General features: G+C 70.0%; 19 protein-coding genes. 15 read left to right on the top strand and 4 right to left on the bottom strand.

The genetic code is table 11. The features are described 5' to 3' along the window. The first annotated feature begins 15 nt into the window (after positions 1-15). The 12 genes from tal to KVT45_RS29335 all read left to right on the top strand — a co-directional run bounded on the left by tal (position 16) and on the right by KVT45_RS29335 (position 16415). Entirely contained in the window at positions 16-1158 is a 1143-nt protein-coding gene (tal, locus tag KVT45_RS29390) for a transaldolase (RefSeq protein WP_217552138.1), read from the top strand. Beyond that, complete coding sequence (gene zwf, locus KVT45_RS29385; RefSeq protein ID WP_217552137.1) at positions 1158-2726, top strand: glucose-6-phosphate dehydrogenase; 1569 nt, start codon at positions 1158-1160, stop codon at positions 2724-2726. The genes tal and zwf overlap by 1 nt, the downstream gene beginning before the upstream one ends. Continuing rightward, positions 2723-3658 carry a glucose-6-phosphate dehydrogenase assembly protein OpcA gene (gene opcA, locus KVT45_RS29380; protein ID WP_217552136.1) on the top strand — a complete coding sequence of 312 codons (936 nt, stop codon included), beginning with the start codon at positions 2723-2725 and terminating at the stop codon, positions 3656-3658. Before zwf ends, opcA begins: the two co-directional genes overlap by 4 nt. Further along, entirely contained in the window at positions 3651-5327 is a 1677-nt protein-coding gene (gene pgi, locus KVT45_RS29375; RefSeq protein WP_217552135.1) for a glucose-6-phosphate isomerase, read from the top strand. Before opcA ends, pgi begins: the two co-directional genes overlap by 8 nt. A 5-nt stretch (positions 5328-5332) precedes the next feature. Next, positions 5333-6208, top strand: coding sequence for a phosphogluconate dehydrogenase (NAD(+)-dependent, decarboxylating) (gene gnd, locus KVT45_RS29370; protein ID WP_217552134.1), 876 nt, complete (start codon positions 5333-5335; stop codon positions 6206-6208). 7 nt (positions 6209-6215) lie between these two features. Then, entirely contained in the window at positions 6216-6809 is a 594-nt protein-coding gene (locus KVT45_RS29365) for a histidine phosphatase family protein (protein ID WP_217552133.1), read from the top strand. 204 nt (positions 6810-7013) lie between these two features. After that, positions 7014-8258 carry an ROK family protein gene (locus tag KVT45_RS29360; RefSeq protein WP_217552132.1) on the top strand — a complete coding sequence of 415 codons (1245 nt, stop codon included), beginning with the start codon at positions 7014-7016 and terminating at the stop codon, positions 8256-8258. A gap of 19 nt (positions 8259-8277) precedes the next feature. After that, complete coding sequence (locus tag KVT45_RS29355; RefSeq protein ID WP_217552131.1) at positions 8278-10131, top strand: glycoside hydrolase; 1854 nt, start codon at positions 8278-8280, stop codon at positions 10129-10131. Positions 10132-10380: 249 nt separating this feature from the next. Further along, positions 10381-11646 (top strand): ABC transporter substrate-binding protein, encoded by a 1266-nt coding sequence (locus KVT45_RS29350; RefSeq protein WP_217552130.1) that lies wholly within the window; start codon positions 10381-10383, stop codon positions 11644-11646. 20 nt (positions 11647-11666) lie between these two features. After that, entirely contained in the window at positions 11667-12635 is a 969-nt protein-coding gene (locus tag KVT45_RS29345; protein WP_217552129.1) for a carbohydrate ABC transporter permease, read from the top strand. Further along, positions 12632-13498 carry a carbohydrate ABC transporter permease gene (locus KVT45_RS29340; RefSeq protein ID WP_217552128.1) on the top strand — a complete coding sequence of 289 codons (867 nt, stop codon included), beginning with the start codon at positions 12632-12634 and terminating at the stop codon, positions 13496-13498. The genes KVT45_RS29345 and KVT45_RS29340 overlap by 4 nt, the downstream gene beginning before the upstream one ends. A gap of 25 nt (positions 13499-13523) precedes the next feature. Then, positions 13524-16415, top strand: a complete 2892-nt coding sequence (locus tag KVT45_RS29335; RefSeq protein ID WP_217552127.1) for a glycoside hydrolase family 2 TIM barrel-domain containing protein — start codon at positions 13524-13526, stop codon at positions 16413-16415. Positions 16416-16470: 55 nt separating this feature from the next. On the opposite strand, the gene KVT45_RS29330 is transcribed toward KVT45_RS29335, so the two are convergent. The 3 genes from KVT45_RS29330 to KVT45_RS29320 form a co-directional block, all read right to left on the bottom strand. Then, positions 16471-18345 (bottom strand): glycosyltransferase family 39 protein, encoded by a 1875-nt coding sequence (locus KVT45_RS29330; protein WP_217552126.1) that lies wholly within the window; start codon positions 18343-18345, stop codon positions 16471-16473. A 212-nt stretch (positions 18346-18557) separates the two neighbouring features. Next, positions 18558-20348 (bottom strand): bifunctional sugar phosphate isomerase/epimerase/4-hydroxyphenylpyruvate dioxygenase family protein, encoded by a 1791-nt coding sequence (locus tag KVT45_RS29325; RefSeq protein ID WP_217552125.1) that lies wholly within the window; start codon positions 20346-20348, stop codon positions 18558-18560. A 104-nt stretch (positions 20349-20452) separates the two neighbouring features. Further along, positions 20453-21334, bottom strand: a complete 882-nt coding sequence (locus tag KVT45_RS29320) for a shikimate dehydrogenase (protein ID WP_217552124.1) — start codon at positions 21332-21334, stop codon at positions 20453-20455. A gap of 157 nt (positions 21335-21491) precedes the next feature. On the opposite strand from KVT45_RS29320, the gene KVT45_RS29315 reads away from it, so the two are divergent. After that, positions 21492-22157 (top strand): TetR/AcrR family transcriptional regulator, encoded by a 666-nt coding sequence (locus KVT45_RS29315; protein WP_217552123.1) that lies wholly within the window; start codon positions 21492-21494, stop codon positions 22155-22157. 239 nt (positions 22158-22396) lie between these two features. Continuing rightward, a complete protein-coding gene (locus KVT45_RS29310; protein ID WP_217552122.1) occupies positions 22397-23758 on the top strand; it encodes an MFS transporter in 1362 nt (453 codons plus the stop codon). A 65-nt stretch (positions 23759-23823) separates the two neighbouring features. Here KVT45_RS29310 and KVT45_RS29305 read toward each other — a convergent pair whose 3' ends face one another. Further along, the gene (locus KVT45_RS29305) at positions 23824-24129 is read right to left on the bottom strand and encodes a hypothetical protein (RefSeq protein WP_217552121.1); all 306 of its coding nucleotides are present in this window, start codon (positions 24127-24129) and stop codon (positions 23824-23826) included. Positions 24130-24395: 266 nt separating this feature from the next. On the opposite strand from KVT45_RS29305, the gene KVT45_RS29300 reads away from it, so the two are divergent. Then, positions 24396-25397, top strand: coding sequence for a fatty acid desaturase (locus tag KVT45_RS29300; protein WP_217552120.1), 1002 nt, complete (start codon positions 24396-24398; stop codon positions 25395-25397). Positions 25398-25467: the final 70 nt, after the last annotated feature.

Genomic DNA, 25467 nt, shown 5'->3' with positions numbered 1-25467 from the left:
GTTCAGAAGAGGAAGATGATCACTGTGACCGAAGCAACCGCCACCGCGGGAGCACTGAAGCGACTCTCCGACGAGGGCGTCTCGATCTGGCTGGACGACCTGTCGCGCAAGCGGATCAGCACCGGCAACCTCGCCGAGCTGGTCGCCACGAAGAACGTCGTCGGCGTCACCACCAACCCCTCGATCTTCCAGGCCGCCATCGGCTCCGGCGAGGGGTACGAGGAGCAGCTCACCGACCTGGCCGTGCGAGGGGTCACCGTCGACGAGGCCGTGCGGATGATGACCACGCGGGATGTGCGGGCCGCGGCCGATATCCTGCATTCTGTATACGATGTGTCACATGGCACGGACGGCCGGGTGTCCATCGAGGTCGACCCCCGCCTCGCCCACGACACCGCCGCCACCGTCGCCGAGGCCAGGCAGCTCGCCTGGCTGGTCGACCGCCCCAACGTGCTGATCAAGATCCCGGCGACCAAGGCCGGTCTCCCGGCGATCACCGCGGTCATCGCCGAGGGCATCAGCGTCAACGTCACGCTGATCTTCTCCCTGGAGCGCTACCGCGAGGTCATGGCCGCCTACCTGGCCGGCCTGGAGCAGGCCGCCGCCAAGGGCCTGGACCTCTCCACGATCCACTCCGTGGCCTCCTTCTTCGTCTCCCGCGTCGACAGCGAGATCGACAAGCGGCTGACCGTCATCGGCACGGACGAGGCGCTCGCGCTCAAGGGCCGGGCGGCGCTGGCGAACGCGCGGCTCGCCTACGAGGCGTACGAAGAAGTCTTCACCGGTGACCGCTGGACCGCGCTGGCCGGCGCGAAGGCCAACAAGCAGCGCCCGCTGTGGGCCTCCACCGGCGTGAAGGACCCGGCGTACAAGGACACCCTCTACGTCGACGAGCTGGTCGCGCCGGGCACCGTCAACACCATGCCGGAGGCGACGCTGAACGCGACCGCCGACCACGGTGACATCCACGGCGACACGGTGACCGGCGGCTACGCCCAGGCCCGTGCGGATCTGGAGGCGGTGGAGCGGCTCGGCATCTCCTACGACGAGGTCGTGGGCAAGCTGGAGGACGAGGGCGTGGCCAAGTTCGAGGTGGCCTGGCAGGACCTGCTGGACGCCGTCACGAAGTCCCTGGACAGCAAGGGAGTTGAGGCGTAATGAGCGAGACCGCCAAGGAGGTGCGGGTGCCGGTGGTGCCCGCCGCCGACTGGGACAACCCGTTGCGCGACGCGCGCGACCGGCGGCTGCCGCGGGTCGCAGGCCCGTCGGGCCTGGTCATCTTCGGCGTGACCGGTGACCTGTCCCGCAAGAAGCTGATGCCGGCCGTCTACGACCTGGCCAACCGCGGGCTGCTGCCGCCGGGCTTCTCGCTCGTCGGCTTCGCCCGCCGGGACTGGGCGGACCAGGACTTCGCGCAGGTCGTCCACGACGCGGTGCGCGAGCATGCCCGGACGCCGTTCCAGGAGGAGGTCTGGCAGCAGCTGGCCGAGGGCATGCGGTTCATCCCCGGCGACTTCGACGACGACACGGCGTTCAAGCAGCTCAAGTCGGCCGTGGACGAGCTGGACTCCTCCCGGGGCACCGGCGGCAACTTCGCGTTCTACCTCTCCGTGCCGCCGAAGTTCTTCCCGAAGGTCGTCCAGCAGCTGAAGAAGGTCGGCCTGGCAACCCCGCCGGAGGGCTCCTGGCGCCGGGCGGTCATCGAGAAGCCGTTCGGCCACGACCTGGCCTCGGCACAGGACCTGAACGCGGTCGTGCACGACGTGTTCGACCCGGACCAAGTGTTCCGCATCGACCACTACCTGGGCAAGGAGACCGTCCAGAACATCCTGGCGCTGCGCTTCGCCAACCAGATGTACGAGCCGATCTGGAACCGCTCGTACGTCGACCACGTGCAGATCACGATGGCCGAGGACATCGGCATCGGCGGCCGGGCGGGCTACTACGACGGCATCGGCTCGGCCCGTGACGTCATCCAGAACCACCTGCTCCAGCTGATGGCCCTGACGGCGATGGAGGAGCCGATCGCGTTCGACGCGGACGCGCTGCTCACCGAGAAGCTGAAGGTCCTGAAGTCGGTGCGGCTGCCGGAGGACCTGGGCAGGCACACCGTGCGCGGGCAGTACGCCGAGGGCTGGCAGGGTGGCGAGAAGGTGATCGGCTACCTCCAGGAGGACGGCATCGACCCCAAGTCGAAGACCGACACCTACGCTGCCGTCAAGCTCGGCATCGACAACCGCCGCTGGGCGGGCGTCCCCTTCTACCTGCGCACCGGCAAGCGGCTCGGCCGGCGGGTCACCGAGATCGCGGTGGTGTTCAAGCGGGCCCCGCACTCCCCCTTCGACTCCACGGCCACCGAGGAGCTCGGCGCCAACGCGATCGTCATCCGCGTCCAGCCCGACGAGGGCATGACCGTCCGGTTCGGCTCCAAGGTGCCGGGCACGTCGATGGAGATCCGGGACGTCACGATGGACTTCGCCTACGGCGAGTCGTTCACGGAGTCCAGCCCGGAGGCGTACGAGCGACTCATCCTGGATGTGCTGCTCGGCGACGCCAATTTGTTCCCTCGTCACCAGGAAGTGGAAGAGTCCTGGAAGATCCTCGACCCGATCGAGACGTACTGGGCAAAGCATGGTAAGCCCGCACAGTACGAGTCGGGCAGCTGGGGACCGCAGGAAGCCGACGAGATGCTCGCACGAGACGGACGGAGCTGGCGCAGGCCATGAAGATCGACCTGACCGACACCACGGCAAGCAAGATCAACAAGGCGCTGGTGCAGGGTCGCCGCGCCATCGGAACCCCTGCCGTGGGCATGGTCCTGACGATGGTGATCGTCACGGACGAGGAGAACGCCTACGACTCGATCAAGGCGGCCGAGGAGGCCTCGCACGAGCACCCCTCGCGCACCCTGGTCGTCATCAAGCGGCATGCCCGCACCCTGCGCGACCGCACCACCTCCCGCCTGGACGCCGAGGTCCGGGTCGGCTCCGAGGCCGGCACCGGCGAGACGGTCGTGCTGCGCACCTACGGCGAGGTCTCCGACCACGCCGACTCGGTGGTGCTGCCGCTGCTGCTGCCGGACGCCCCGGTGGTCGTGTGGTGGCCGGTGGAGGCTCCGGAGACGCCCTCCAAGGACCCGCTGGGCGCGCTCGCCCAGCGCCGGATCACCGACCTGTACGCGGTCGAGCGGCCGATGCAGGTGCTGGAGACCCGGGCCCGCAACTACGCGCCCGGTGACACCGACCTGGCCTGGACCCGGCTCACCCTGTGGCGGTCCATGCTGGCCGCCGCCCTCGACCAGGCCCGGGCCACGGTGACCACGGCGGCCGTCGAGGCCGAGGCGGACAACCCGAGCGCCGAACTCCTCGCCCGCTGGCTGGAGGCGCGGCTGAAGGTGAAGGTGGACCGCGTGGTCTCGCCCGGCCCGGTCGTCACGAAGGTGCGGCTCGGCACCGCGACCGGCGAGATCGTCATCGACCGCCCCGAGGGCCCGCTGGCCAGTCTGACCCTGCCGGGCCAGCCGCCGCGCACCCTCGCCCTGAAGGTCCGCCCCACCTCCGAACTCATCGCCGAGGAACTGCGCCGCCTCGACGCAGACGAGATGTACGCCATCGCCCTGCGCGGCGAGGGCACCAAGGAGACCGTCTCCCATGCCTGACACCCCCGAGCTCACCCGGCGGCCCGAGTGGGCCGCCCTGGAGGACCACCGGGCCGAAGGACAGCCCGTCCTGCGTGAGCTGTTCGCGGCCGACCCGGCGCGCGCCGAGCGGTACGTCGTACGGGTCGGCGACCTGCACATCGACTACAGCAAGCACCTGATCACGGACGAGACCCTCGCCCTGCTCCAGGAACTGGCCACCGCCACCGGCGTGTTCGGGCTGCGGGACGCCACGTTCCGCGGCGAGAAGATCAACATCACCGAGCGGCGGGCGGTCCTGCACACCGCCCTGCGCGCCCCGCGCAACGCGGTGGTCGAGGTGGACGGCGTCGATGTCGTCCCGGCCGTGCACGCAGTCCTCGACAAGATGGGCGCCTTCGCCGAGCGGGTCCGCTCGGGCGAGTGGACCGGCCACACCGGCAAGCGCATCCGGAACGTCGTCAACATCGGCATCGGCGGCTCGGACCTCGGTCCTGCGATGGCCTACGAGGCCCTGCGCGCCTTCACGGCACGGGAGTTGACGTTCCGTTTCGTGTCCAACGTGGACGGCGCCGACCTGCACGAGGCGACCCGGGACCTGGACCCGGCGGAGACGCTGTTCATCGTCGCGTCGAAGACGTTCACCACGATCGAGACGATCACCAACGCGACCTCGGCCCGCACCTGGCTCCTTGACGGGCTCGGCGCTGGGGGCCCCTCCCATTCGAGCGAATTCGAGAATGGGGGAGAGAAGGCCGTGGCCAAGCACTTCGTGGCGCTTTCGACGAACGCCGGCAAGGTGACGGAGTTCGGCATCGACCCGGACAACATGTTCGAGTTCTGGGACTGGGTCGGCGGCCGCTACTCCTACGACTCGGCCATCGGCCTCTCGCTGATGATCGCCATCGGCCCGGACCGGTTCCGCGAGATGCTCGACGGCTTCCACCTGGTCGACGAGCACTTCCGCACCGCCCCCGCCGAGGCCAACGCGCCTTTGCTGCTCGGCCTGCTGGGCGTCTGGTACGGCAACTTCTTCGACGCCCAGTCGCACGCGGTCCTGCCGTACAGCCACTATCTGTCCAAGTTCACGGCCTACCTGCAGCAGCTGGACATGGAGTCCAACGGCAAGTCGGTGGACCGGGACGGCCGTCCGGTGCAGTGGCAGACCGGCCCGGTGGTGTGGGGCACGCCCGGCACCAACGGCCAGCACGCGTACTACCAGTTGATCCACCAGGGCACCAAGCTGATCCCGGCGGACTTCATCGGCTTCGCCGAGCCGGTCGCCGAGCTGAGCGGTGAACTCAAGGCGCAGCACGACCTGCTGATGGCGAACTTCTTCGCGCAGACCCAGGCGCTGGCCTTCGGCAAGACGCCGGCGGAGGTCCGCGCGGAGGGCGTGGCCGAGGAGCAGGTGGCGCACCGCACCTTCAGGGGCAACCACCCCACCACCACGATCCTGGCCCGTGAGCTGACCCCGTCGGTCCTCGGCCAGCTCGTGGCCCTCTACGAACACAAGGTCTTCGTGCAGGGCGCGATCTGGAACATCGACTCCTTCGACCAGTGGGGCGTGGAGCTGGGCAAGGTGCTCGCCAAGCGCATCGAGCCCGCCCTGACCGACGGCGCCGACGTGCCCGGCCTCGACCCGTCCACCACCACTCTCGTCTCGACGTACCGCACGCTTAGGAAGTGAATGACATGCAGCTCGGACTGATCGGTCTCGGCAAGATGGGCGGCAACATGCGCGAGCGGATCCGCCGCGCAGGCCACACCGTCATCGGCTACGACCGCAACCCCGACGTCTCCGACGTCAAGTCCCTCGAGGAACTGGTCGGGAAGCTCGACGCCCCGCGCGTGGTGTGGGTGATGGTCCCGGCGGGCAACGCCACCCAGTCCGTCGTCGACGAGCTCAAGGACCTGCTGTCCGAGGGCGACACGGTGGTCGACGGCGGCAACTCCCGCTGGACGGACGATGAGAAGCACGCCGCCGAACTCGGCATCAAGGGCATCGGCTTCGTCGACGCCGGTGTCTCCGGCGGTGTGTGGGGCCTGCAGAACGGCTACGCCCTGATGGTCGGCGGCGACAAGGCACACGTCGAGCGGCTCCACCCGATCTTCGAGGCGCTCAAGCCGGAGGGCCCGTACGGCTATGTCCACGCCGGCAAGGTCGGCGCCGGGCACTTCTCCAAGATGGTCCACAACGGCATCGAGTACGCCATGATGCAGGCCTACGCCGAGGGCTGGGAGCTCCTGGAGAAGGTCAAGTCCGTGGACAACGTCCGCGAGGTCTTCCGCTCCTGGCAGGACGGCACCGTCATCCGCTCCTGGCTCCTTGACCTCGCGGTCAACGCGCTGGACGACGACGAGCACCTGGACAAGCTGAAGGGCTTCGCGCAGGACTCCGGCGAGGGCCGCTGGACGGTCGAGGCGGCCATCGACAACGCGGTGCCGCTGCCGGCGATCACGGCCTCCCTCTTCGCTCGGTTCGCGTCCCGCCAGGACGACTCCCCGCAGATGAAGATGATCGCGGCGCTGCGCAACCAGTTCGGCGGCCACGCCGTCGAGTCGAAGTAGGTGCGCCGTGGGGGACCTCCTCCTGGTCCGCCACGGTGAGACGGAGTGGAGCGTGTCGGGACAGCACACCAGCTGGACCGACCTGCCCCTCACCCAGCACGGCGAGGAACAGGCCAAGTCCCTCGCCCCGCTTCTCACCGACCGGACCTACGCACTGGCGCTGGCCAGCCCGCTGGACCGCGCGATACGCACGGCCGAACTGGCCGGTCTGACCGGGGTCGTACCAGACCCCGACCTGCACGAATGGGACTACGGCGGCTACGAGGGCATCACCACGACGGAGATCCACCGCTCCCGCCCCGACTGGTACCTGTGGACCGACGGCGTGCCGCCGGGCCCGGAGGGCCACCCCGGTGAGTCGCCGGAGCAGATCGGCGCGCGGGCCGACCGGGTGCTCAGGAAGGTCGAGACGGCGCTCAACACCGGCACGGGTGACGTGATCCTGGTGGCCCACGCCCACTTCCTGCGCGTGCTCACGGCGCGCCGCCTGGGGCTGCCGCCCGCCGAGGGCCGGTTGTTCCAGCTGGCGACCGGCACGGTCAGCCGGCTGTCCACCGAGCACGGGTGGCCCGTGATCACCGAGTGGAACAAGCAGCCTTAGGAAACCTCGTGACGGCCCGTCAGTGACAACTGACGGGCCGTTTCGACGTGTTGGTGCCCGACCGCCCTCCGGCAACTCCCGGGAAGTTTCTACGGCCCCTTTCCTAACCCCTTGTCGAAAGTCCCGCGAAGCCCATAGCCTTGCGCCGCGCCGGAGCCGTCGTACGCCCCGGCCCGGCCGTGACGGGATGGGAGGGGCAGCCGCGTGAAGCGCACATCGCGTGACATCCGCACCGCGAACCGCTACGAGGTGCTGCGCCAGATCATCGCCCAGTCCCCCACCTCCCGGCAGACTCTGGCGGCCGCCACCGGGCTGAGCGTGGCCACGGTCGCCACCCTGGTCGGCGAGTTGCTGGACCTCCGGATGATCACGGAGGTCGGCTTCGAGGACTCCGCGGGCGGCCGTCCCCGGGGGCTCGTCGCCGTCAACTCCGCGGGCGGCGCGCTGATCGGCGTCGACATGGCGGAGACGTACGTCCGGGTGGAGCTGTTCGACCTGGGGCTGAACGTACTGGCCCGCGCGGTGGAGGACATGCGCCCCGGGGAGAGCCGGCCCGAGCAGGCGGTCGGCCATGTCGCCGCGGCCGTCGGCTCGGTGGTCGCCCAGGCGGGCGTCGAGGGCGCGCGGGTGCTGGGCGCCGGGGTGAGCGTGCCGGGGCAGGTGGACCGGGCCACCGGCATCGCCGAGTACGCGCCCAACTGGGACTGGCACGACGTCCCGCTCCTCGACCTGCTCTCCGAACACATCGCCTACCCCCTGCACCTGGACAACCCGCTGCGGGCGAGCGCGGTGGCGGAGCTGTGGTTCGGGGCCGCGCGCGGCCGCGAGGACGCCGTGGTGGTGAACCTCGGCACCGGGGTGGGGGCCGGGCTGGTCCTCGGCGGCGGGCTGTACCGGGGGGTGAGCAACAGCGCCGGGGAGTGGGGTCACACGACGCTCGTCCTTGACGGGCGGCTGTGCCACTGCGGCAACCACGGCTGCGTCGAGACGTACGTCGGCGCCCCCGGCATCATGCTCAACCTGCGCGAACTCAGCCCCCGCTCCCCGCTGTTGCACCCCGAGGACCAGACGGCCACCATCGACGCCCTGACCCGGGGGGTCGCCGCGGGCGACCCGGTGGCCGTCAAGGTGGTCCGCGACACGGCCCGTTACCTGGGAGCGGGCATCGCGGACCTGGTGAACGTGTACAACCCCGAGGTGGTCGTGCTCAGCAGCTGGGTCGCCAGGAAGCTCGGCACACCGCTGCTCGACGAGGTGCGCGAGGCCGTCCGCCGGCACGCGCTGCGGCGGCCGTTCGCCGCCACCGAGATCGTCCTCTCCCCCGTGCCCACCGACCCGGTGTGCCTGGGCGCGGCCACGTTCGCCCTGGAGGGCGCCCTGCAGGCCGTGGGACAGAGGTCACCGAAACGCACCACCCCCGCAAGGAGCCGTACCGCACCGCCTTCATGACGACGGAAGGGATGCCGTTTTGACACGCACCGCACTCAGCAGGAGACCGGTCCTCGCCACCGCCACGGCCGCACTGGCCGTGACCGGGGCCCTGATCGGCTCCCCGCCCGCGAACGCCACCGACACCACCACCGCCTCCGCCTCCGCCGAGGTCTCCCCGCACGCCGCCCAGACCATCGACGACATCGGCGCCTCGGGCGCCTGGTGGGTCAACGACCTCCAGAACTTCTCCCCCAAGGTCCAGGCCCGGGTGGCGAAGCTGCTCTTCTCCAAGAAGGGCCTGGACCTCAGCTCGTACCGCTACAACATCGGCGGTGGCGGGGTCGCGGTCACCACCCCGGCCCGCGCCGCCGAGGACTTCCTCAACTCCGACGGCTCCTACGACTGGAGCAAGGACAAGGGCGGTCAGACCTTCCTCACGTATGCCGCGAAGTACGGCGTCGAGGACCTGATCGGCTTCGTCAACAGCGCACCCGCCCAGTGGACCACCAACGGGCAGAGCTGCGGCGGCCAGTTGAAGGCCGAGGACGAGGCCGCCTACGCCAAGTACATCGCCGACCTCACGGACCACTTCTCCCGCCAGGGCGTGAAACTGGACTACATCAGCCCGTTCAACGAGCCGGACAACAACTTCGGTTCGTGCGGCCAGGAGGGCATGCAGGTCACCGTCGACCAACGGGACGACATCGTGCGGGCGCTCGGCGCCGAGCAGCAGGCCCGGCACCAGAAGACGGGCATCATCGCCGACGAGTCGAGCAGCACCGTGCTGTTCAGCACCGAGGTCCCGCAGTGGCTGTCCCAGCCGGACACCGCGCAGTACGTGTCCAAGCTGGCCCACCACACGTACAACAACCCGACCGACGGCCAGCTGGGCAACGTCTACGAGACCGCGAAGACGGCCGGCAAGACGTCCTGGGCCTCGGAGATCTGCTGCTTCGGCAAGGGCTCCACGGGCTGGAACCAGGAGTACGACCCGTCCATCGACAACGCCCTGCTGATGTCCCGGATCATCTACAAGGACTTCGCGAGCGCCCACGACTCGGCCTTCCAGTGGTGGGTGGCGCTCGCCAGCGGGTACGGCAGCGACCCGTACACGAAGAACGACGAGGGCTGGAACGACGGCCTGATCTACTACGACCCGGACTACGCGGCCGACGGCAACCAGACGCTGTACTTCACCAAGCGGTACTACGCGCTCGGCCAGTACAGCAAGTTCGTCAAACCCGGCTCGGTCGCGCACAACGTGACCGGGGCGCCGGACGGGGTCGAGGTGTCGTCGTACGACAAGGACGGCAAGTGGGTGGTCGTGGTCAACAACCAGAACACCACCGACACCCCGCTGAGTCTGCACTTCAACAACGCGGCACCGGTGCGGGCCAGGGAGGCGGTGCGGACATCGGCCACCGAGGACTGGGCCGAGGTCGCGAAACCGTCGGTGAGTGCGGGGACGGTCTCCACGACGCTCGCGGCCCGCTCGATCACGACGTACGTCTTCGACCAGAAGGGCCAGGGCAGTTCTGCGGTCACCGGCGCGCTGGCGGGCAAGCAGTCCGGCAAGTGCCTGACGGCGGACGCCTCCGGGGCCGCGATCGCCACCTGCACGGGCGCGGCGGACCAGTCCTGGTCGTACGACGCGAAGGGCGCCCTGAAGGGCCCGAACGGCTATCTGACGGCATCCGGTTCCGGCCTGACGGCCACCGCCGACCACACCGGTGACGCGAGCCAGCGCTGGCTGCTGAACGCCAACGGGCAGATCCTCAGCGAGGCGTCCGGCAAGTGCCTGGACGTCAGCGGGCAGGCCACCGCCGACAGCAGCAAGGTGATCCTCTACAGCTGCAACAGCGGCACCAACGAAGCCTGGACCAGGCAGTAACCGCACCGCATCGCCCGGACCGAGGGCCGCCGACCACCCCCTGCGCCGGCGGCCCTCAACTCGGCCTGCTTTCCCATCTGTTCGTCATCCCGAACCGGGTACAACGTTTCACGCAGACTTCGTCCAACCTCTTGCCGAAGTATTAGCCGAAGGTTAACGTCCCGCTCCGCAACGCAATTTCAGCCATCTGGTTCCGAGGTCCCACGGGCCGTAGAGGCACAGCCGCACTCGACAGACAAGGACGTCAGCATGTCGGCACTCAGCAACAACAACTGGTCCCGCCGGTCCCTCTTCCGGGCGGCAGCGGGCATGGCCGCCGCCGGCACGCTGGCGGCGTGCGGCAGCAACAACGGCAGAGGCGGGGGCAGCGGGTCGGGCACCCAGCTCACCCAGTACTTCCACGCCTACGGCGAGGCGGGTACCGAGCAGGCCCTCAAGCGCTACGCGGCGGCGTACAAGAAGGCCGACGTGAGCACCAACTGGATCACGGGCAACAACTTCGAGTCCGCCCTCTTCGCGGCCCTGCTCACCAAGAAGGCGCCCGACGTCTTCGAGTTCCACCCGCAGCTCCAGCTCGTCAAGAGCGGCCAGGTGGCGGACCTGAGCGACATCATCGACCCGGTCAAGGACGACTTCAACCCGAACGACATCAACTCCCACACGGTCGACGGGAAGATCTACGGGATCCGGATGATCGACGACCCGCAGTTCTTCTACTACCGCAAGTCGATGCTGGAGAAGGCCAAGGTCGACGTCCCGACCACCCTCGACGAGCTGATAGAGGCCGCCGCCAAGCTCACCACCAGCAAGGTCAAGGGCGTCTTCCTCGGCAACGACTTCAGCGCGATCCAGAACCCCATCATCTGGTCCGCCGGCGCCGACACCATCAACGACAAGAACGAGATCGCCTACCACACGGACGGCGTCGTCGGGGGCCTGAAGCAGCTCCGCACCCTGTTCACCAGCGGCAACGTGCTCCTGGACGCACCGACCGACTTCTGGGACCCGTCCTCGCTCAACCAGGGCCTGTGTGCCATCCAGTGGGGCGGCATGTGGTCCATGCCGGCCATGCAGAAGGCCCTCGGCGACGACCTCGGCATCTTCCCGTTCCCGAAGATCGGCAGCGCCGGCAAGCCGTCCGTCTACAACGGCGGCTGGTCGATCTTCGTCAACGCCAAGGGCAAGAACGTCGACGCGGCCAAGGAGTACGTCAAGTGGCTGTGGATCGACCAGAAGCAGTACCAGGAGGACTGGGCCACCTCGTACGGCTTCCACATCCCGCCGCGCACCTCGATCGCCAGCGGGGCCACCAAGCTCAAGTCCGGCCTGGCCGCCGAGGGCGTGAAGCTCTTCACCGACTACGGCCACTTCGACAACATCGCCTACGACCAGACCATGCAGACCGCGTTCGCCGACGTGATCGCGTCCTCCGTCCGCAAGAACGGAAACCCCGAGGCGGCGCTCGACACCTGCGACAAGAAGGTCAACGTCGAGCTCAAGAAGCTGTTCGGATAGGCCACCGGGAAGACCACGACATGTCGACCACCACCACACGCGGGGTCGCCCAGCCCGCCCCGGCCAAGGCCTCCCCGGCCCGGCCGCGGCGGGGCCTGCGGGGCAACCCGACCGTGAACTTCTGGCTCTTCACCGGGCCCTTCCTGATCGGCCTGGCGATCTTCGTCATCGTGCCGATCGGCTGGAGCATCTGGCTCAGCTTCTTCGACGCCCGCTACACCGTCACGCCGAGCCATTTCATCGGCTTCGACAACTACAAGCAGATCCTCACCAACAGCGGCTTCCCCGACTCGCTGCTGACGTTCACCGTGTTCGCCGCGTTCATCGTGCCGACCACCTGGGCGCTGTCGCTCGGGCTCGCGCTGCTCGTGGACCAGCTGCGGTTCATGCGGGCGTTCTTCCGGTCGGTGTTCTTCCTGCCGACCGCCGTCTCGTACGTGGCCGCCGCCCTGATCTGGAAGATGTCCATCTTCAGCGGCGTCCGCTTCGGACTCGCGAACACGGTCATCGGCTGGTTCGGCGCCGACACCGTCGCATGGATGTCCAACCCCACCCCGCCCTGGTACTGGCTGGTCATCGTGACCCTGCGGCTGTGGATCCAGTCGGGCTTCTACATGATCCTGTTCCTGGCGGCGCTCCAGAACATCCCGGCGGAGCTGTACGAGGCCGCCGCCATCGACGGCGCCAAGCGGGGCTGGCAGACCTTCCGGTACATCACGCTGCCCCAGCTGCGCGCCACCTCGACCGCGGTGATCCTGCTGCTGCTCATCGCCGCCTACCAGGCGTTCGACGAGTTCTTCAACATCGTCGGACAGAAGGCGACCTGGGCGCAGACGCCGCTCATGGAGCTCTACAAGACGGCCCTCGGCACCAGCCAGGACTACGGCGCGGGCAGCGCCGGTGCGGTCATCCTGTCGCTGCTCATCTGCCTCGTCACCCTGGTCCAGGGCAAGTTCATGGGATTCGGAAGGGGGGACGAGTCCAAGTGACCACCACCACGTCTCAGGCCGGCAAGCGACGCAGGAAGGGCGGAGGCGTCCTCGGCAACTCGGGGCTGTACGTCGCCGTCGGCATCGCCGCGCTGCTCTTCCTGATCCCCTTCTACCTGATCGTCCGCAACGCCCTCTCCACAGACCTGGAGATCACGGGCGAGAACTGGAAGCTGCTGCCCTCCTTCCAGTGGGGCAACATCTCCGAGCTGTTCGACGACCCCACGGTCGAGTTCGGCCGTTCCATGGTGAACTCGCTGGTCGTCGCCGTCCTGACCACGGTCGGCACCCTCCTGGTGTGCTCCCTGGCCGGCTACGGCCTGGCCCGCATCCCGTACCGGCACGCCAACAAGGTCTTCTACGCGGTCCTGGCGACCCTGATGGTCCCCACGGCCGTCACCTTCGTGCCCAGCTTCGTGCTGGTCTCGTCACTCGGCTGGGTGGACACCTACCGCGGTCTGATCATCCCGGGCCTGTTCAGTGGTTTCACCTGCTTCCTTTTCCGGCAGTACTTCCTCGGATTCCCGAAGGAGCTGGAGGAGGCGGCACGCGTGGACGGGCTCGGCTACTGGGGGGCGTACTGGCGGATCGTCGTACCCAACTCGCTGAACTTCTTCGCGGCGATCGCCACGATCACCTTCATCAGCGCCTGGAACTCCTTCCTGTGGCCGCTGGTCATCGGCCAGGACCCGAGCTCCTGGACCGTGCAGATCGCGCTCTCCTCCTTCATGACCAACCAGACCGTGAACTTCCACCTGATCTTCATGGCCACCGCCATCTCCATCCTGCCCCTGGTGTTCGTCTTCCTCTTCCTCCAGCGCTGGCTGGTCCAGGGGATCGCGCAGACCGGTATCAAGGGCTGACCCGCCTCGAAAGACCTGGAGACCGATGTCTTTCCGCTCTGCCACGGCCGTCGACTACGTCGAGGACGTCTCACCGGGCTCCGGGGCCCTGCCGCCCCGCGCCTGGTACCCCGCCTCGGACGCCACGTCCCTCTCTCTGAACGGTGGTTGGCGCTTCAGGCTGTCGCCGACGGCCGATGCCGAGGACGACTCGTTCGCCGAGCCGGGGTACGACGCCGGCGGCTGGGCGGAGGTCTCGGTCCCGGGGCACTGGGTGCTCCAGGGGCATGGCGCACCGATCTACACGAACCATCTCTACCCGTTCCCGGTCGACCCGCCGAGGGTCCCGACCGAGAACCCCACCGGTGACCACCTGCGGTTCTTCGACCTGCCCGAGGGCTGGGACCCGGAGGACGGCGGGACGGTGCTGCGCTTCGACGGCGTCGAGTCCTGCGCCCGGGTGTGGCTGAACGGCACGGACATCGGCGAGTTCAAGGGCTCCCGGCTGCCGCACGAGTTCGCGGTCGGTCATCTGCTCAAGCCGACCGGCAACGTGCTCGCCGTCCGCGTCCACCAGTGGTCGGCCGGCTCCTACCTGGAGGACCAGGACCAGTGGTGGCTGCCCGGCATCTTCCGGGACGTGACCCTGCTGCACCGCCCGGCCGGCAGCGCCGTCGACTTCTTCGTGCACGCCTCCTACGACCATGTCACCGGCGCGGGCACGCTGCGCGTCGACTCCGACGTGGACGGCAGGGTCACCGTGCCGGAGCTGGGCATCGACATCGCCACCGGCGAGCCGGCGACCGTCCCGGTCGAGGCGTGGACCGCGGAGACACCGAGGCTGTACGACGGGGTGCTGGCCACCGAGGGCGAGCGGGTGCCGCTGCGCATCGGTTTCCGGACGGTGGAACTGGCCGACGGACTGATCAAGGTCAACGGCCGGCCTCTCCTCTTCAAGGGCGTCAACCGGCACGAGTGGCACCCCGAGCGGGGCCGCGCGCTCGACCTGGAGACCATGCGCGCGGACGTGCTGCTGATGAAGCGGCACAACATCAACGCGGTCCGCACCTCCCACTACCCGCCGCACCCGGCCTTCCTCGACCTGTGCGACGAGTACGGCCTGTGGGTGATCGACGAGTGCGACCTGGAGACCCACGGCTTCACCGAGCAGGCCTGGCGGGACAACCCGGTCGACGACGACCGCTGGACCCCGGCCCTGCTCGACCGGGCCGCCCGGATGGTCGAGCGCGACAAGAACCACCCGTCGGTGGTGATCTGGTCCCTGGGCAACGAGGCGGGCACCGGACGCGGCCTGACCGCGATGGCCGAGTGGATCCACGGCCGGGACGCCTCGCGGCTCGTGCACTACGAGGGTGACATCGACTGCCGTGACACGGACGTCTATTCGCGGATGTACGCCGACCACGCCGAGGTCGAGCGGATCGGCCGGAGCCTGGACGGCGGCACCCACCGGCGCCGTCAACTCCCCCTCATCCTCTGCGAGTACGGGCACGCGATGGGCAACGGCCCCGGTGGCCTCGCCGACTACCAGCGGATCTTCGAGTCGTACGACCGGCTCCAGGGCGGTTTCATCTGGGAGTGGATCGACCACGGCATCAAGGACGAGCGGTACGGCTACGCGTACGGCGGCGACTTCGGCGAGGAACTGCACGACGGGAACTTCGTCTGCGACGGACTGGTCTTCCCCGACCGGCGGCCCTCCCCCGGGCTGGTGGAGTACAAGAAGGTGATCGAGCCCGTCCGGATCGAGGGCGACGGCGCGGACGGGACCGTACGCGTCACCAACAAGCACGACTTCGCCGATCTGTCCGCGCTGGACTTCGAGTGGTCGTACCAGGTCGGCGGCGAGACCGTCGAGTCGGGCCCGTTGGCCGTACCGGCGCTGGCGGCCGGTGAGTCGGCGGAGGTGAAGCTGCCGGAGCCGCCGGTCGCCACCGGCAGCGGCGAGACGCAGTGGACGGTACGGGCCCTGCTGGCGGCGGACACCGCCTGGGGACCGCGGGGGCATGTGGTGGCCTGGGGTCAGTTCCCTGTCTCGGGCAGGCAGTTGACGTCCTTCGCCGCCTCCGCCGGACCGGTGGTGTCCGGCGACGGGCTGATCACCCTCGGCCCGGCCGCCTTCGACGCGCGCAGCGGCGCGCTGAAGAGCATCGGCTCGGTGGCGGTGACCGGACTGCGTCTGGACGTCTGGCGGGCGACCACCGACAACGACGACGGCGCCGCCTGGCAGAGCGACATCCGCTACGGCGCCCTGTGGCGGAAGTTCGGTCTGCACCGCATGCGGCACCGCCTGGACGCGGTGGAGCCGGCCGGCGACGCCCTGACCGTGCGCACCCGGGTGGCGCCCGCCGCCTGGGAGTTCGGGCTGGTGACGGTCTACCGCTGGACCACGGACGGCAGCCGCCTCCGGCTCACCGTCTCCGTGACCCCGGACGGCGACTGGACGGTGCCGCTGCCCCGGCTCGGCGTCCGCTTCGGGCTGTCGGCGGCCGACCGTGTGCGGTGGTTCGGCGGCGGCCCGGGCGAGGCGTATCCGGACACCAGGACGGCGTCGGTGGTGAGCCGTTGGCAGTCGACGGTGGACGACATGCAGACACCGTACGTCCGTCCGCAGGAGAACGGGGCCCGCGCGGACGTCCGTTGGGCGGAGCTGGGCGGGCTGCGGATCGAGGGCGACCCGGAGTTCTGGTTCACGGCCCGCCGCTGGACCACCGAGCAGCTGGACGCGGCGGCCCACCGTACGGATCTCACCCCGGGCACTGCATCCGACAGCGGCTCCGCCGCGGGTGTGTGGGTCAACCTGGACCACGGCCAGCACGGCATCGGCTCGCAGTCCTGCGGCCCGGGCGTCCTGCCGCAGTACCAACTCCACGCCGGACCGGCCGAGTTCTCCTTCGTGTTCTCGGACATCGGCTGACCCGCATCGCCCCGAGAGGCCCCGGACCGTACGCGGTCCGGGGCCTTCGTCCTGCTCAGCGTCCGTGCCCGCCGGCCCCGCAGCGGTACAGGGTGTAACGCGAGACATGGACCGGTGAGCAGTGGCCGATGACCCAGCGGACCAAGGCCCGGCCCGGAGTCCTCGCGCCCCGGGCGCGGTGGGTGAGGTCGGCCGCGGAGAGCAGGACGTAGCGGAGCCGGCCGGTGTCGATCAGGTGGTGAAAGGTGCCGGGCGCGGGGTACGGCACATGGGCGGTGAAGCCGCCGAGCGGAAGGATGGCGGCGTTGTCCGAGAGGATGTACGGCGCCGCCATCTGCCAGCGGGGCACGGCGGCCAGGTAGCGGGCGCCGTCGCGGTGGGCGGTGAGGTAGGCGAGGACGCGCTGCTGGGCCGGGTTCAGGGCGGAGGCGCCGTTGCGGGTGGCGATGCTGCCGGGGCCGATCCGGCCGAAGCCGCCGGGCTGGTTGTAGCGCAGGGAGGTCGCGGACGCGGACCAGACCGTGGGCACGACCAGGACCGCGGCGAGGGCGACGGCCAGGGCGGTCCGGCGCGGACGCGGCCCGCCGACGGCGAACAGGACCAGCGCCGGCAGGGCCAGGACCGCGGCGACAGCGACCGACCAGGTGAAGAAGCGCGGGTAGTACAGGGTGAGGGCCGCGCACCAGCCGACGTTGACGGCGAGGACCGCGCAGAGCACGCTCCGGCGCCGCACCCGGGTCACGGCCGTGGCGGCCAGGGCCGACAGGCCGACCGCCACCACGCCCATGTAGTAGGTGTGTCCGGTCACGCTGCCGAAGCTGAAGACCAGGAAGAACGTCACCAGCCAGATACCCCACAGCAGATAGCCGGCCAGGAAGGGGTCGGTGCGCGGCGGGCGGCGGCGCCACAGGCCGTACAGCCCGGCGGCCAGGCCCAGCGCCGCCAGGGGGTACAGCCAGCCTGTCTGACTGGCCAGCCCGGGGCTGAACATCTTCCAGACGCTGTCCCCCATACCCGCCGAGGCCCTGCTGTGCGCCCGGTCGGCGACGATGCTGCCGGTGCCTGCCGCGTCGACGCCCAGCGCCTGGAAGCGGGTCAGGAAGTTGTAGCCGACGACCAGGGCGATCGGAGAGTTGTCGGTCGTGCCGTCGAGGTAGGGGCGGGCGGCGGCCGGGGTGAGGCCGGCGGCCAGCATCCAGGACAGGGACACCGCCAGCATGACCGCCCCGGACACGGCGAGGTCCCGGATCCGGCGACGCAACGTGACCGGCGCGGCCACCAGATAGGTCACAGCCAGCGCGGGCAGCACCGCCCAGGCCTCCAGCATCTTGCACTGGAAAGCCACCCCGACCCAGACCCCCGCCAGGACGAGGGTGCGCAGCCGGGCATGGGCGGTGGCCCGCTGGGTGGCCTCGGCGGCCAGCAGCAACAGCAGGACGAACGGGGCGTCCTCGGTGACCGAACGGCCGAGGCCCACGGTCACCGGGGTGAGCGTGAGGAAGGCGGCGGCAAGCAGCCCGGCGGGTACGCCGGCCCAGCGTCGTACCACCACGTGCAGCAGCACCACCGAGGCCATGCCCTCCAGTGCCTGCGGGACCACCAGGGACCACGGGTGGAAGCCGAGGACCAGCGCCGACAGGGCCTGCGGCCACAGGAAGCCGGGCAGCTTGTCCAGCGTGATGGAGTTGCCCGGGTCGAAGGAGCCGTAGAGGAAGGCGACCGGGTTGTCGGTCATGCTGCGGACTGCGCTGGCGTAGAAGGCGTGGTACGCGCTGTGCCAGATGCCCCAGAAGAAGAGCAGGGCGGCGACGGTGGCGATGCCGGCGAGGATCGGGCGCTCGTAGCGCTGGGTACGGCTCCGCGCCCGGGTCGGCGGGGGTGGCGGCCCCTCGGCACGGACGAGCGGCTCGGCGCTGACAGGGCTCGGCATCGCGGACGGCCTCCAGGATTCCCGGTATCCAGGACTTCCAGAACGCCCTGGACTTCTACGGCCTCTAGGACGACTGGATCTCGACGAACGTCACATCCGGAATGTCAAGGAACATTCAGGATGTTCGTGAGTATCGGTCGTGGAAGCTGTAAGGATCCTGAACCCTGCCGGTATCTCACCGGCCTCTCACTGCAAGCTCACCCGACACCGACTCAGCGGGCCGGCCGCCCGGCGTGCTGGGCCGCTAGGCGCACCGGAGCGTTCTGGGCGCCGTATCCGCGATAGCCGGGATCCCGCTCGACCAGTTCGAAGAACACCCGTCCGACCGTCCGTGTGTAGCAGTGCCGGAAGACACCGCCCGCGTCCCGGTCGTAGAGGATGCCCAGGTCGCGATACGTCTCCAACTCGCCGTCCGCGAACTCGTACCGGGCGGCGAGGTCGGCGTAATAGTTGGCGGGGATGGGCAACAGACCGCCACCGGCCGCCCGGAAGGCCCGGGCCGCGGCGACCACGTCCTCGACGGCCAGGGCGATGTGCTGGGCGTGCAGGGTGTCGTCGGCCGGAGCCGCGCCGACCCCGAGGGCGATCCGGACGCTGCCGTCGGCGTTGGTGACGGCACGGGAGCGCAGCAACCCATAGGGATCGGCGACGTCGACGCTCTCCTGGGCGTGCAGGCCGAGGACGCTGCGGTGGAAGAGGGCCGCCTCGTCGTACTGGTGCCAGGGCTGGGTGAGCGCGAGGTGGTCGATGCGCGCCGGGCCCGGCACCGGTTTGTGCGGCACCTTCACGAAGTCGGCCCGCCAGTCGGGGAGTTCGGGGTCGCGACCGGTGGCGCAGAAGAACAGCTCCGTGCCGTCGGGGGCGGCGACCGGGTCGAGCGGGGCGTCCTCGGGGGCGCGGCGGCGGGGCAGCACGGGGGCGAGCAGGGCCTCGGCGCGGCGGGCGGCGGCCCGCGGGTCCGGTGACTCCAGGCCGATCGCGGCGAGCCCGGTACCGTCGCGGCGGGCGGCCGGACCCGTGTTCACCAGGATCCGGGCCTCGCCCTGCTCCCACAGGTCGACGGGCTTGCTCCGATGACGCGCGGTCCGGGCGAAGCCGAGCGCGCCGAGCAGCGCCGAGACGGGTTCGGCGTCCGGTGTGACGAGTTCGGCGAAGGCGACTCCCGTCGGCACCACCGGCGCGGGCAACTCCCCCACTCCGACGGCCTCTTGCAGCACCAGCAGCGAACGGTGCGCGTCGACGGCGGTCGGCCCGGCCTCGGCCTGCCGGAAGACGTCGTTGAAGACTTCGAGGGAGAGCGGCCCGTCGTACCCCGTGCGCAGCACGTGCCGCACGAGCCCGGCGACGTCGAACCCGCCCTGCCCCGGGAAGCACCGGTAGTGCCGGCTCCACTGGAGCACGTCCATGGCGAGCAGCGGGGCATCGGCCAGTTGAAGGAAGAAGACCTTGTCACCGGGGATGTCCTCGATGCCCTTGGGATCGGACCCCCGGGAGAGGATGTGAAAGCTGTCGAGGCAGGTCCCGAGCGCGGGATGCCCGGCCGCCTCGACGATCCGCCAGGCATGGTCGTACGTACTGACGTACCGCCCCCAGGCGAGCGCCTCGTAGGCGACACGGACACCGAAGTCCTGGGCGAGTTCAGCCAGTTGCGCCAGCTGCCCGGCGGCGAGATCGTCGTCGTCGATCGCGAGCGGCGAGACGGAGGAACAGACGAGAACGGTGTCGGCGCCCAACTCCCGCGTCAGCCCGAACTTGTGCCGGGCGCGGCGGAGATTGCGCGCGAACTCGTCATCGGGGACGGCCTCGATGTCCCGCATGGGTTGATAGAGATCGACGGACAGCCCCAGATCCGCACACCGAGCCCGTATCTCACGGGGCGAGAGCGGACTGGCGAGCAGATCGTTCTCGAAGATCTCAACGCCGTCGAACCCGGCCCGCGAGGCTGCGGTGAGCTTTTCGGTGAGAGAACCACTGAGCGAGACAGTAGCGATAGAAGTACGCATGACCTTTTTCCTTACGTCCACTGCACTTACCTAGGGGCGCGGGGCTGTATCGATTTGCGGCTGCCGCCGCGTGGGCGCGACCAGCCACAACGAACCGGCACCAGTCACACCACCTGACCCGCCGACCTCTCCCCCAACTCCCCGATGTCGGCGAGCATCCGACCGCTGTCGGGCTCCCGCCCCGTGAACAACCGAAACGCATCCGCGGCCTGGAACACAGCCATCCCGCCCCCGTCGAGCACAGCGCACCCCGCCGCCCGGGCGACCCGCAGCAGCTCGGTCTCCAGCGGCCGATACACAACCTCGGCCACCCACAGCCCGGGACGCAGCAGCTCGGCCGGCAACGGAAGCCCCGGATGCGCGGCCATCCCCGTCGGCGTCGCATGCACCAGACCATCCGCATCGGCCAGCAGCCCCGTCAGCCGATCCGGCGTCGCGGCGACCGCCCGCCCCTCGCCGAAATGCCGGTTCAGCGCGCCCGCGAGATCCGCGGCCCGGTCGGCGAGCGCGTCCACGACAGTGACCCGCTCGGCCCCCAGCGTGAGCGTCGCGTGCGCGACTGCGGCCCCGGCGCCCCCGGCACCGAGCTGTACGACCCTCTCCAGCGGAGCGTCCCGCAGCCCGCGCGCGAACGACGCCGCGAACCCGGTCACGTCCGTGTTGTGGCCGACGGCCCTTCCGTCGGCCCCGAAGACCACCGTGTTGACCGCGCCGAGCGCCTCGGCCGGCGGGGCGAGCGCGTCCAGGTGCTCGATGACCAGCTGCTTGCACGGGTGCGTGATGTTCAGCCCGTCGAAGCCGAGGTTCCGCGCGGCCCGTACCAGCTCGCCCACGGCCTCGGGCGGCACGCCGAGCACGTCGATGTCGATCAGCCGGTACAGGTACCGCAGTCCCTGCCGGCCGGCCTCGCGCTCGTGCAGGGCCGGGCTGAGCGACGGGCCGATGCCGGAACCGATCAGTCCGACGAGATACGAGTCCTTGGCCACGCGGCCCTCCTGAACGGCATCGCTAATGTACGAACTAGTACGTTAGCTATAACACCGGAGGCCACGGCAGGGGAAGACCTGGCCGGCAACGCCTCCGGTACGGGCTTCTACAATCTCCGCACCGGCCTGCCCCTCGAAGGAACCCGATAGGAACCCGATGACCAGCGTCGACGAACCGGCACAGACCAACGGGCGGCTCCGTGACGCCGCCCGCACCCAGGCCGAGATCCTCGACGTGGCCACCCAGGAGTTCGCCCGGGCCGGCTACGACGGGGCCCGCGTCGACGAGATCGCGGCGCGCACCCGCACCACGAAGCGGATGATCTACTACTACTTCGGCGGCAAGGAGCAGCTGTTCACGGCGGTCCTGGAGCACGCTTACGGCGTGATCCGCGAGGCGGAGCAGCAGCTGGACGTCGAGCACCTGGACCCGGTCGCGGCGATCCGCCGGCTCGCCGAGCTGACCTTCGACCACCACGAGCAGCATCCGGACTTCATCCGTCTGGTCAGCATCGAGAACATCCACGGCGCCCAGCACATCGCGGCCTCCGCGAAGCTCGGCAGGATGGGCTCGCCGGCGCTCGAGGTGATCCGCCGGATCCTGGCCGCCGGGCAGGAGTCCGGCCTGTTCACGGCCGATGTCGACGCCGTCGACCTGCACGCGATGATCAGCTCGTTCTGCTTCTTCCGGGTGGCGAACCGGCACACCTTCGGCGCCCTGTTCGGCCGCGACCTGGTGGACCCGGCGCAGCGCGCGCACTACCGGGCCATGCTCGGCGACATGGTGATCGCCTACCTCACCGCGGAGCGCGCGGCGGACTGACCGCCGCAGGGAGAAGACGGGCGAAGCCGGGGCGGAGCACGGCCGCGGCCGAACGGGACCGGCACGACCTCTTGACACCGGGGAAACGCGGGCGCAACATCCGTACCCATCGCAACTAACTACCCAGTGGGTTAATTAGCAGCGACCCCCTGGTCCGCCGACCCCGTCATCCCTGGGATCCGGCCCTCTCCCCCGCCGCTCACTCCGCTTACGTTGGAGTTCCCCGAAGGAGCACCGCCGTGTCCGTCCCCGCCCAGTCCGCCGCCACCGCCGTACCGCCCGGTGGCCAGCCGAAGAAGGCCGCCCTGGCCGCCTGGATCGGCAGCGCCCTGGAGTACTACGACTTCTTCGTCTACGGCAGCGCGGCCGCGCTGATCTTCCCGAAGGTCTTCTTCGACGAGTCCGACCCGGCCACCGCGACCCTGCTCTCACTGGCGACCTTCGGTGTGGCGTACGCGGCCCGCCCGGTCGGCGCGCTGTTCCTCGGGCACTTCGGGGACCGGATCGGCCGCAAGAAGGTCATGGTCTTCACGCTGCTGCTGATGGGCCTGTCGACGTTCCTGATCGGGTGTCTGCCGACCCGCGCCCAGGTGGGGGGCCTGGCCCCGGTGCTGCTGGTGCTGTGCCGGGTGCTCCAGGGCATCTCGGCCGCCGGCGAGCAGGCCAGCGCGAGTTCCATGAGCCTCGAACACGCGCCGCCGAACCGGCGCGGCTTCTTCACCAGCTTCACGCTCAGCGGCACCCAGGGCGGCCAGCTGATCGCCACCCTGGTCTTCATCGCGGTCTCCCAGCTGCCCGAGGACCAGCTGATGTCCTGGGGCTGGCGGGTGCCGTTCTGGCTGAGTGTGGCGGTGGCGGTGGCCGGCTGGTTCATCCGGCGCAAACTCCAGGAGACCCCGGCCTTCGCCCGGCAGGCGGCGGGCGAGGGTGTCGTACGACTGCCGCTGGTGACGCTGGTGCGGCACCACTGGGCGGACGTGCTGCGGGTGATCGGGGGCGCGCTGATCGCCTCGGTGAGCACGATCTTCACGGTGTGGGCGCTGGCGTATGCGACGAGCGACTCGGTCGGGATGTCCAAGACGTCGATGCTGTGGGTGGGTGCGCTGGCGAACCTGGTGGCGCTGGGCGCGATCCCGGCGTGGGCCACGCTGTCGGACCGGATCGGCCGGCGGCCGGTGTACCTGATCGGCGCGGTGGGCAGCGCGGTGGCGATGTCCGGCTACCTGTGGGCGATCTCCACCGGCTCCTACCCGCTGATCATGCTCCTCGGGATCGTCGCGTTCGGTGTCGTCTACAGCGCGGCGAACGGTGTCTGGCCGTCCTTCTACGGCGAGATGTTCTCGACCCGGGTACGGCTGTCGGGCATGGCGATCGGGACCCAGATCGGGTTCGCGGTGGCCGGGTTCGCGGTGACCTTCGCGGCGCAGATCGCGGGTCCGGGCGGCGACGACTGGCCGGCGGTGGCCCTGTTCACGGCGGCGCTGTGCGTACCTCCGGTCATCGCCGCCCTCTCGGCACGCGAGACCCACACCCTGGCCACGGAGGACCTCGGGTCACGCACCCCACGCGAGGCGTCCCGACCGGAGACCGTGACGGCCTGAGCCGGTCGCGCGAGGAGAAGCAGGCACATGTCCGCCCGGGCCGGCGCCCGGGCGGACGGTGGCCGTCACCCCGCGGCGGCCTCCCGGATCAGCGGCTCGAACTCCCGCCGTACATAGGCGTCGAACGGCTCCGCCAGCGCCCCGTCGATCACGCGCCGCACCTGGTACCCCGCGGCCAGCTCCTTGATCGCGGCGCGGGAGTCGGGCCCCACGCCGCCGCCGATGATCAGCACCCCGAACTCCCCGGTCTCCAGCAGCTTCCGGGCCTCCTCGTCGGTGCTCACCCCCTCCGCGTCGAAGCCGTCCGCACGCAGCGTGTCCAGCACGGCCGTCACCCTGGCGGGCGTCCTTCCGAGCACCAGTGTCCTCATGACCGTTCCCTCCCCCTGTATCGGCGTCAGCACACCCGACCCTAGAACCTCAAGCGGACTTGAGATCAAGCGTTTCCGGCACCCGGGCCGAGGGAGATTTGGTCCCGCGCCGTTCACACCCTGGACATAAGCGGTGACCTGCGGGGATGCCGTCCGGTGCGATCGTGGGCCGTAGGCCGCCGAGCGCTCTGTCCAGCGCAGGCGCGCGCCTTCTCCCGGTCGGTCCGGCACCGGGTCCGACACCCTCGAGCAACGGCGGGGAACCGATGAGCCCGAGCACAGCTGACCGTCCCGAACAGACCGTCACCGAAGGCGATGCCGAGACCGCGGCCGGGGCCAGGCCGCTGCTCGACACCCCGCAGACCGCCGCGGCGGGCATCGCGATGTGGATCTTCGTGGTCGGCCCGCTGATCTGCCTGGCCGTAGCGGTGCCGCTGGTGTGGGGGCGGGGCTTGTCGGCGCTGGACGTCGCCATGGCCGTGGTCGCCTACCTCGTGTCCGGCTTCGGCCTCACGGTCGGCTACCACCGCCTCTTCACGCACCGCTCGTTCAAGGCGAAGCGGGGGCTGCGCATCGCCCTGGCCGTCGCGGGCTCGCTGGGGGTGGAGGGCTCGCCCGTGCAATGGGTGGCGAACCACCGCCGCCACCACGCCTTCGCCGACCGCGAGGGCGACCCGCACTCGCCCTGGCGCTTCGGCACCGACACGCGCGCGCTGCTCAAGGGGCTGCTCCACGCGCACATCGGATGGATGCTCAAGCGTGAACTGAGCAACCGGGCCAGGTTCGCGCCGGACATCGCCGCCGATCGCGACCTGCGAGTCGTCGGCCGGCTCTTCGGGCCGCTGACCGTCCTCTCGCTCCTGGCCCCCGCGCTGGTCGGCGGGCTGGTCACGGGCTCCTGGACCGGTGCGCTGACCGGGTTCTTCTGGGCGGGCGTGATGCGGATGGCGCTGCTGCACCATGTCACCTGGTCGGTGAACTCGGTCTGCCACGTCGCGGGCAGTCGCCCGTTCGCCGCCCGGGACAAGGCCACCAACTTCTGGCCGCTCGCACTGCTGTCCTTCGGCGAGAGCTGGCACAACTCGCATCACGCCGACCCGACGGGCGCCCGCCACGGTGTGCTGCCGGGCCAACTCGACCCGTCGGCACGCCTGATCCGGATATTCGAGAAGCTGGGCTGGGCATACGACGTCCGCTGGCCGAGCGCGGACCGTCTCGGCGCCCGCCTGCTGCCCGAGCCGGCCGGCCGGCAGAAGTCGGCAGCCTGACGCCCCCTCGGACAGCACATCGCCCGCGAGAGGGACGGCGCTCTCGGCTGCCACGGAGGCTCCGTGGCCG

Source organism: Streptomyces sp. GbtcB6, from assembly GCF_019091475.1.
Classification (GTDB): Bacteria; Actinomycetota; Actinomycetes; order Streptomycetales; family Streptomycetaceae; genus Streptomyces; species Streptomyces hyaluromycini.
Note: the sequence above shows the minus strand (reverse complement) of the source record. Positions and strands in the feature narration are given on the sequence as shown.

Excerpts from the sequence above, each read along its gene's own strand:
- tal (WP_217552138.1), top strand. The coding sequence starts at position 16 with ATGATCACTGTGACCGAAGCAACCGCCACCGCGGGAGCACTGAAGCGA.
- zwf (WP_217552137.1), top strand. The coding sequence starts at position 1,158 with ATGAGCGAGACCGCCAAGGAGGTGCGGGTGCCGGTGGTGCCCGCCGCC.
- opcA (WP_217552136.1), top strand. The coding sequence starts at position 2,723 with ATGAAGATCGACCTGACCGACACCACGGCAAGCAAGATCAACAAGGCG.
- pgi (WP_217552135.1), top strand. The coding sequence starts at position 3,651 with ATGCCTGACACCCCCGAGCTCACCCGGCGGCCCGAGTGGGCCGCCCTG.
- gnd (WP_217552134.1), top strand. The coding sequence starts at position 5,333 with ATGCAGCTCGGACTGATCGGTCTCGGCAAGATGGGCGGCAACATGCGC.
- KVT45_RS29350 (WP_217552130.1), top strand. The coding sequence starts at position 10,381 with ATGTCGGCACTCAGCAACAACAACTGGTCCCGCCGGTCCCTCTTCCGG.
- KVT45_RS29345 (WP_217552129.1), top strand. The coding sequence starts at position 11,667 with ATGTCGACCACCACCACACGCGGGGTCGCCCAGCCCGCCCCGGCCAAG.
- KVT45_RS29335 (WP_217552127.1), top strand. The coding sequence starts at position 13,524 with ATGTCTTTCCGCTCTGCCACGGCCGTCGACTACGTCGAGGACGTCTCA.
- KVT45_RS29330 (WP_217552126.1), bottom strand. The coding sequence starts at position 18,345 with ATGCCGAGCCCTGTCAGCGCCGAGCCGCTCGTCCGTGCCGAGGGGCCG.
- KVT45_RS29325 (WP_217552125.1), bottom strand. The coding sequence starts at position 20,348 with ATGCGTACTTCTATCGCTACTGTCTCGCTCAGTGGTTCTCTCACCGAA.
- KVT45_RS29315 (WP_217552123.1), top strand. The coding sequence starts at position 21,492 with ATGACCAGCGTCGACGAACCGGCACAGACCAACGGGCGGCTCCGTGAC.
- KVT45_RS29305 (WP_217552121.1), bottom strand. The coding sequence starts at position 24,129 with ATGAGGACACTGGTGCTCGGAAGGACGCCCGCCAGGGTGACGGCCGTG.
- KVT45_RS29300 (WP_217552120.1), top strand. The coding sequence starts at position 24,396 with ATGAGCCCGAGCACAGCTGACCGTCCCGAACAGACCGTCACCGAAGGC.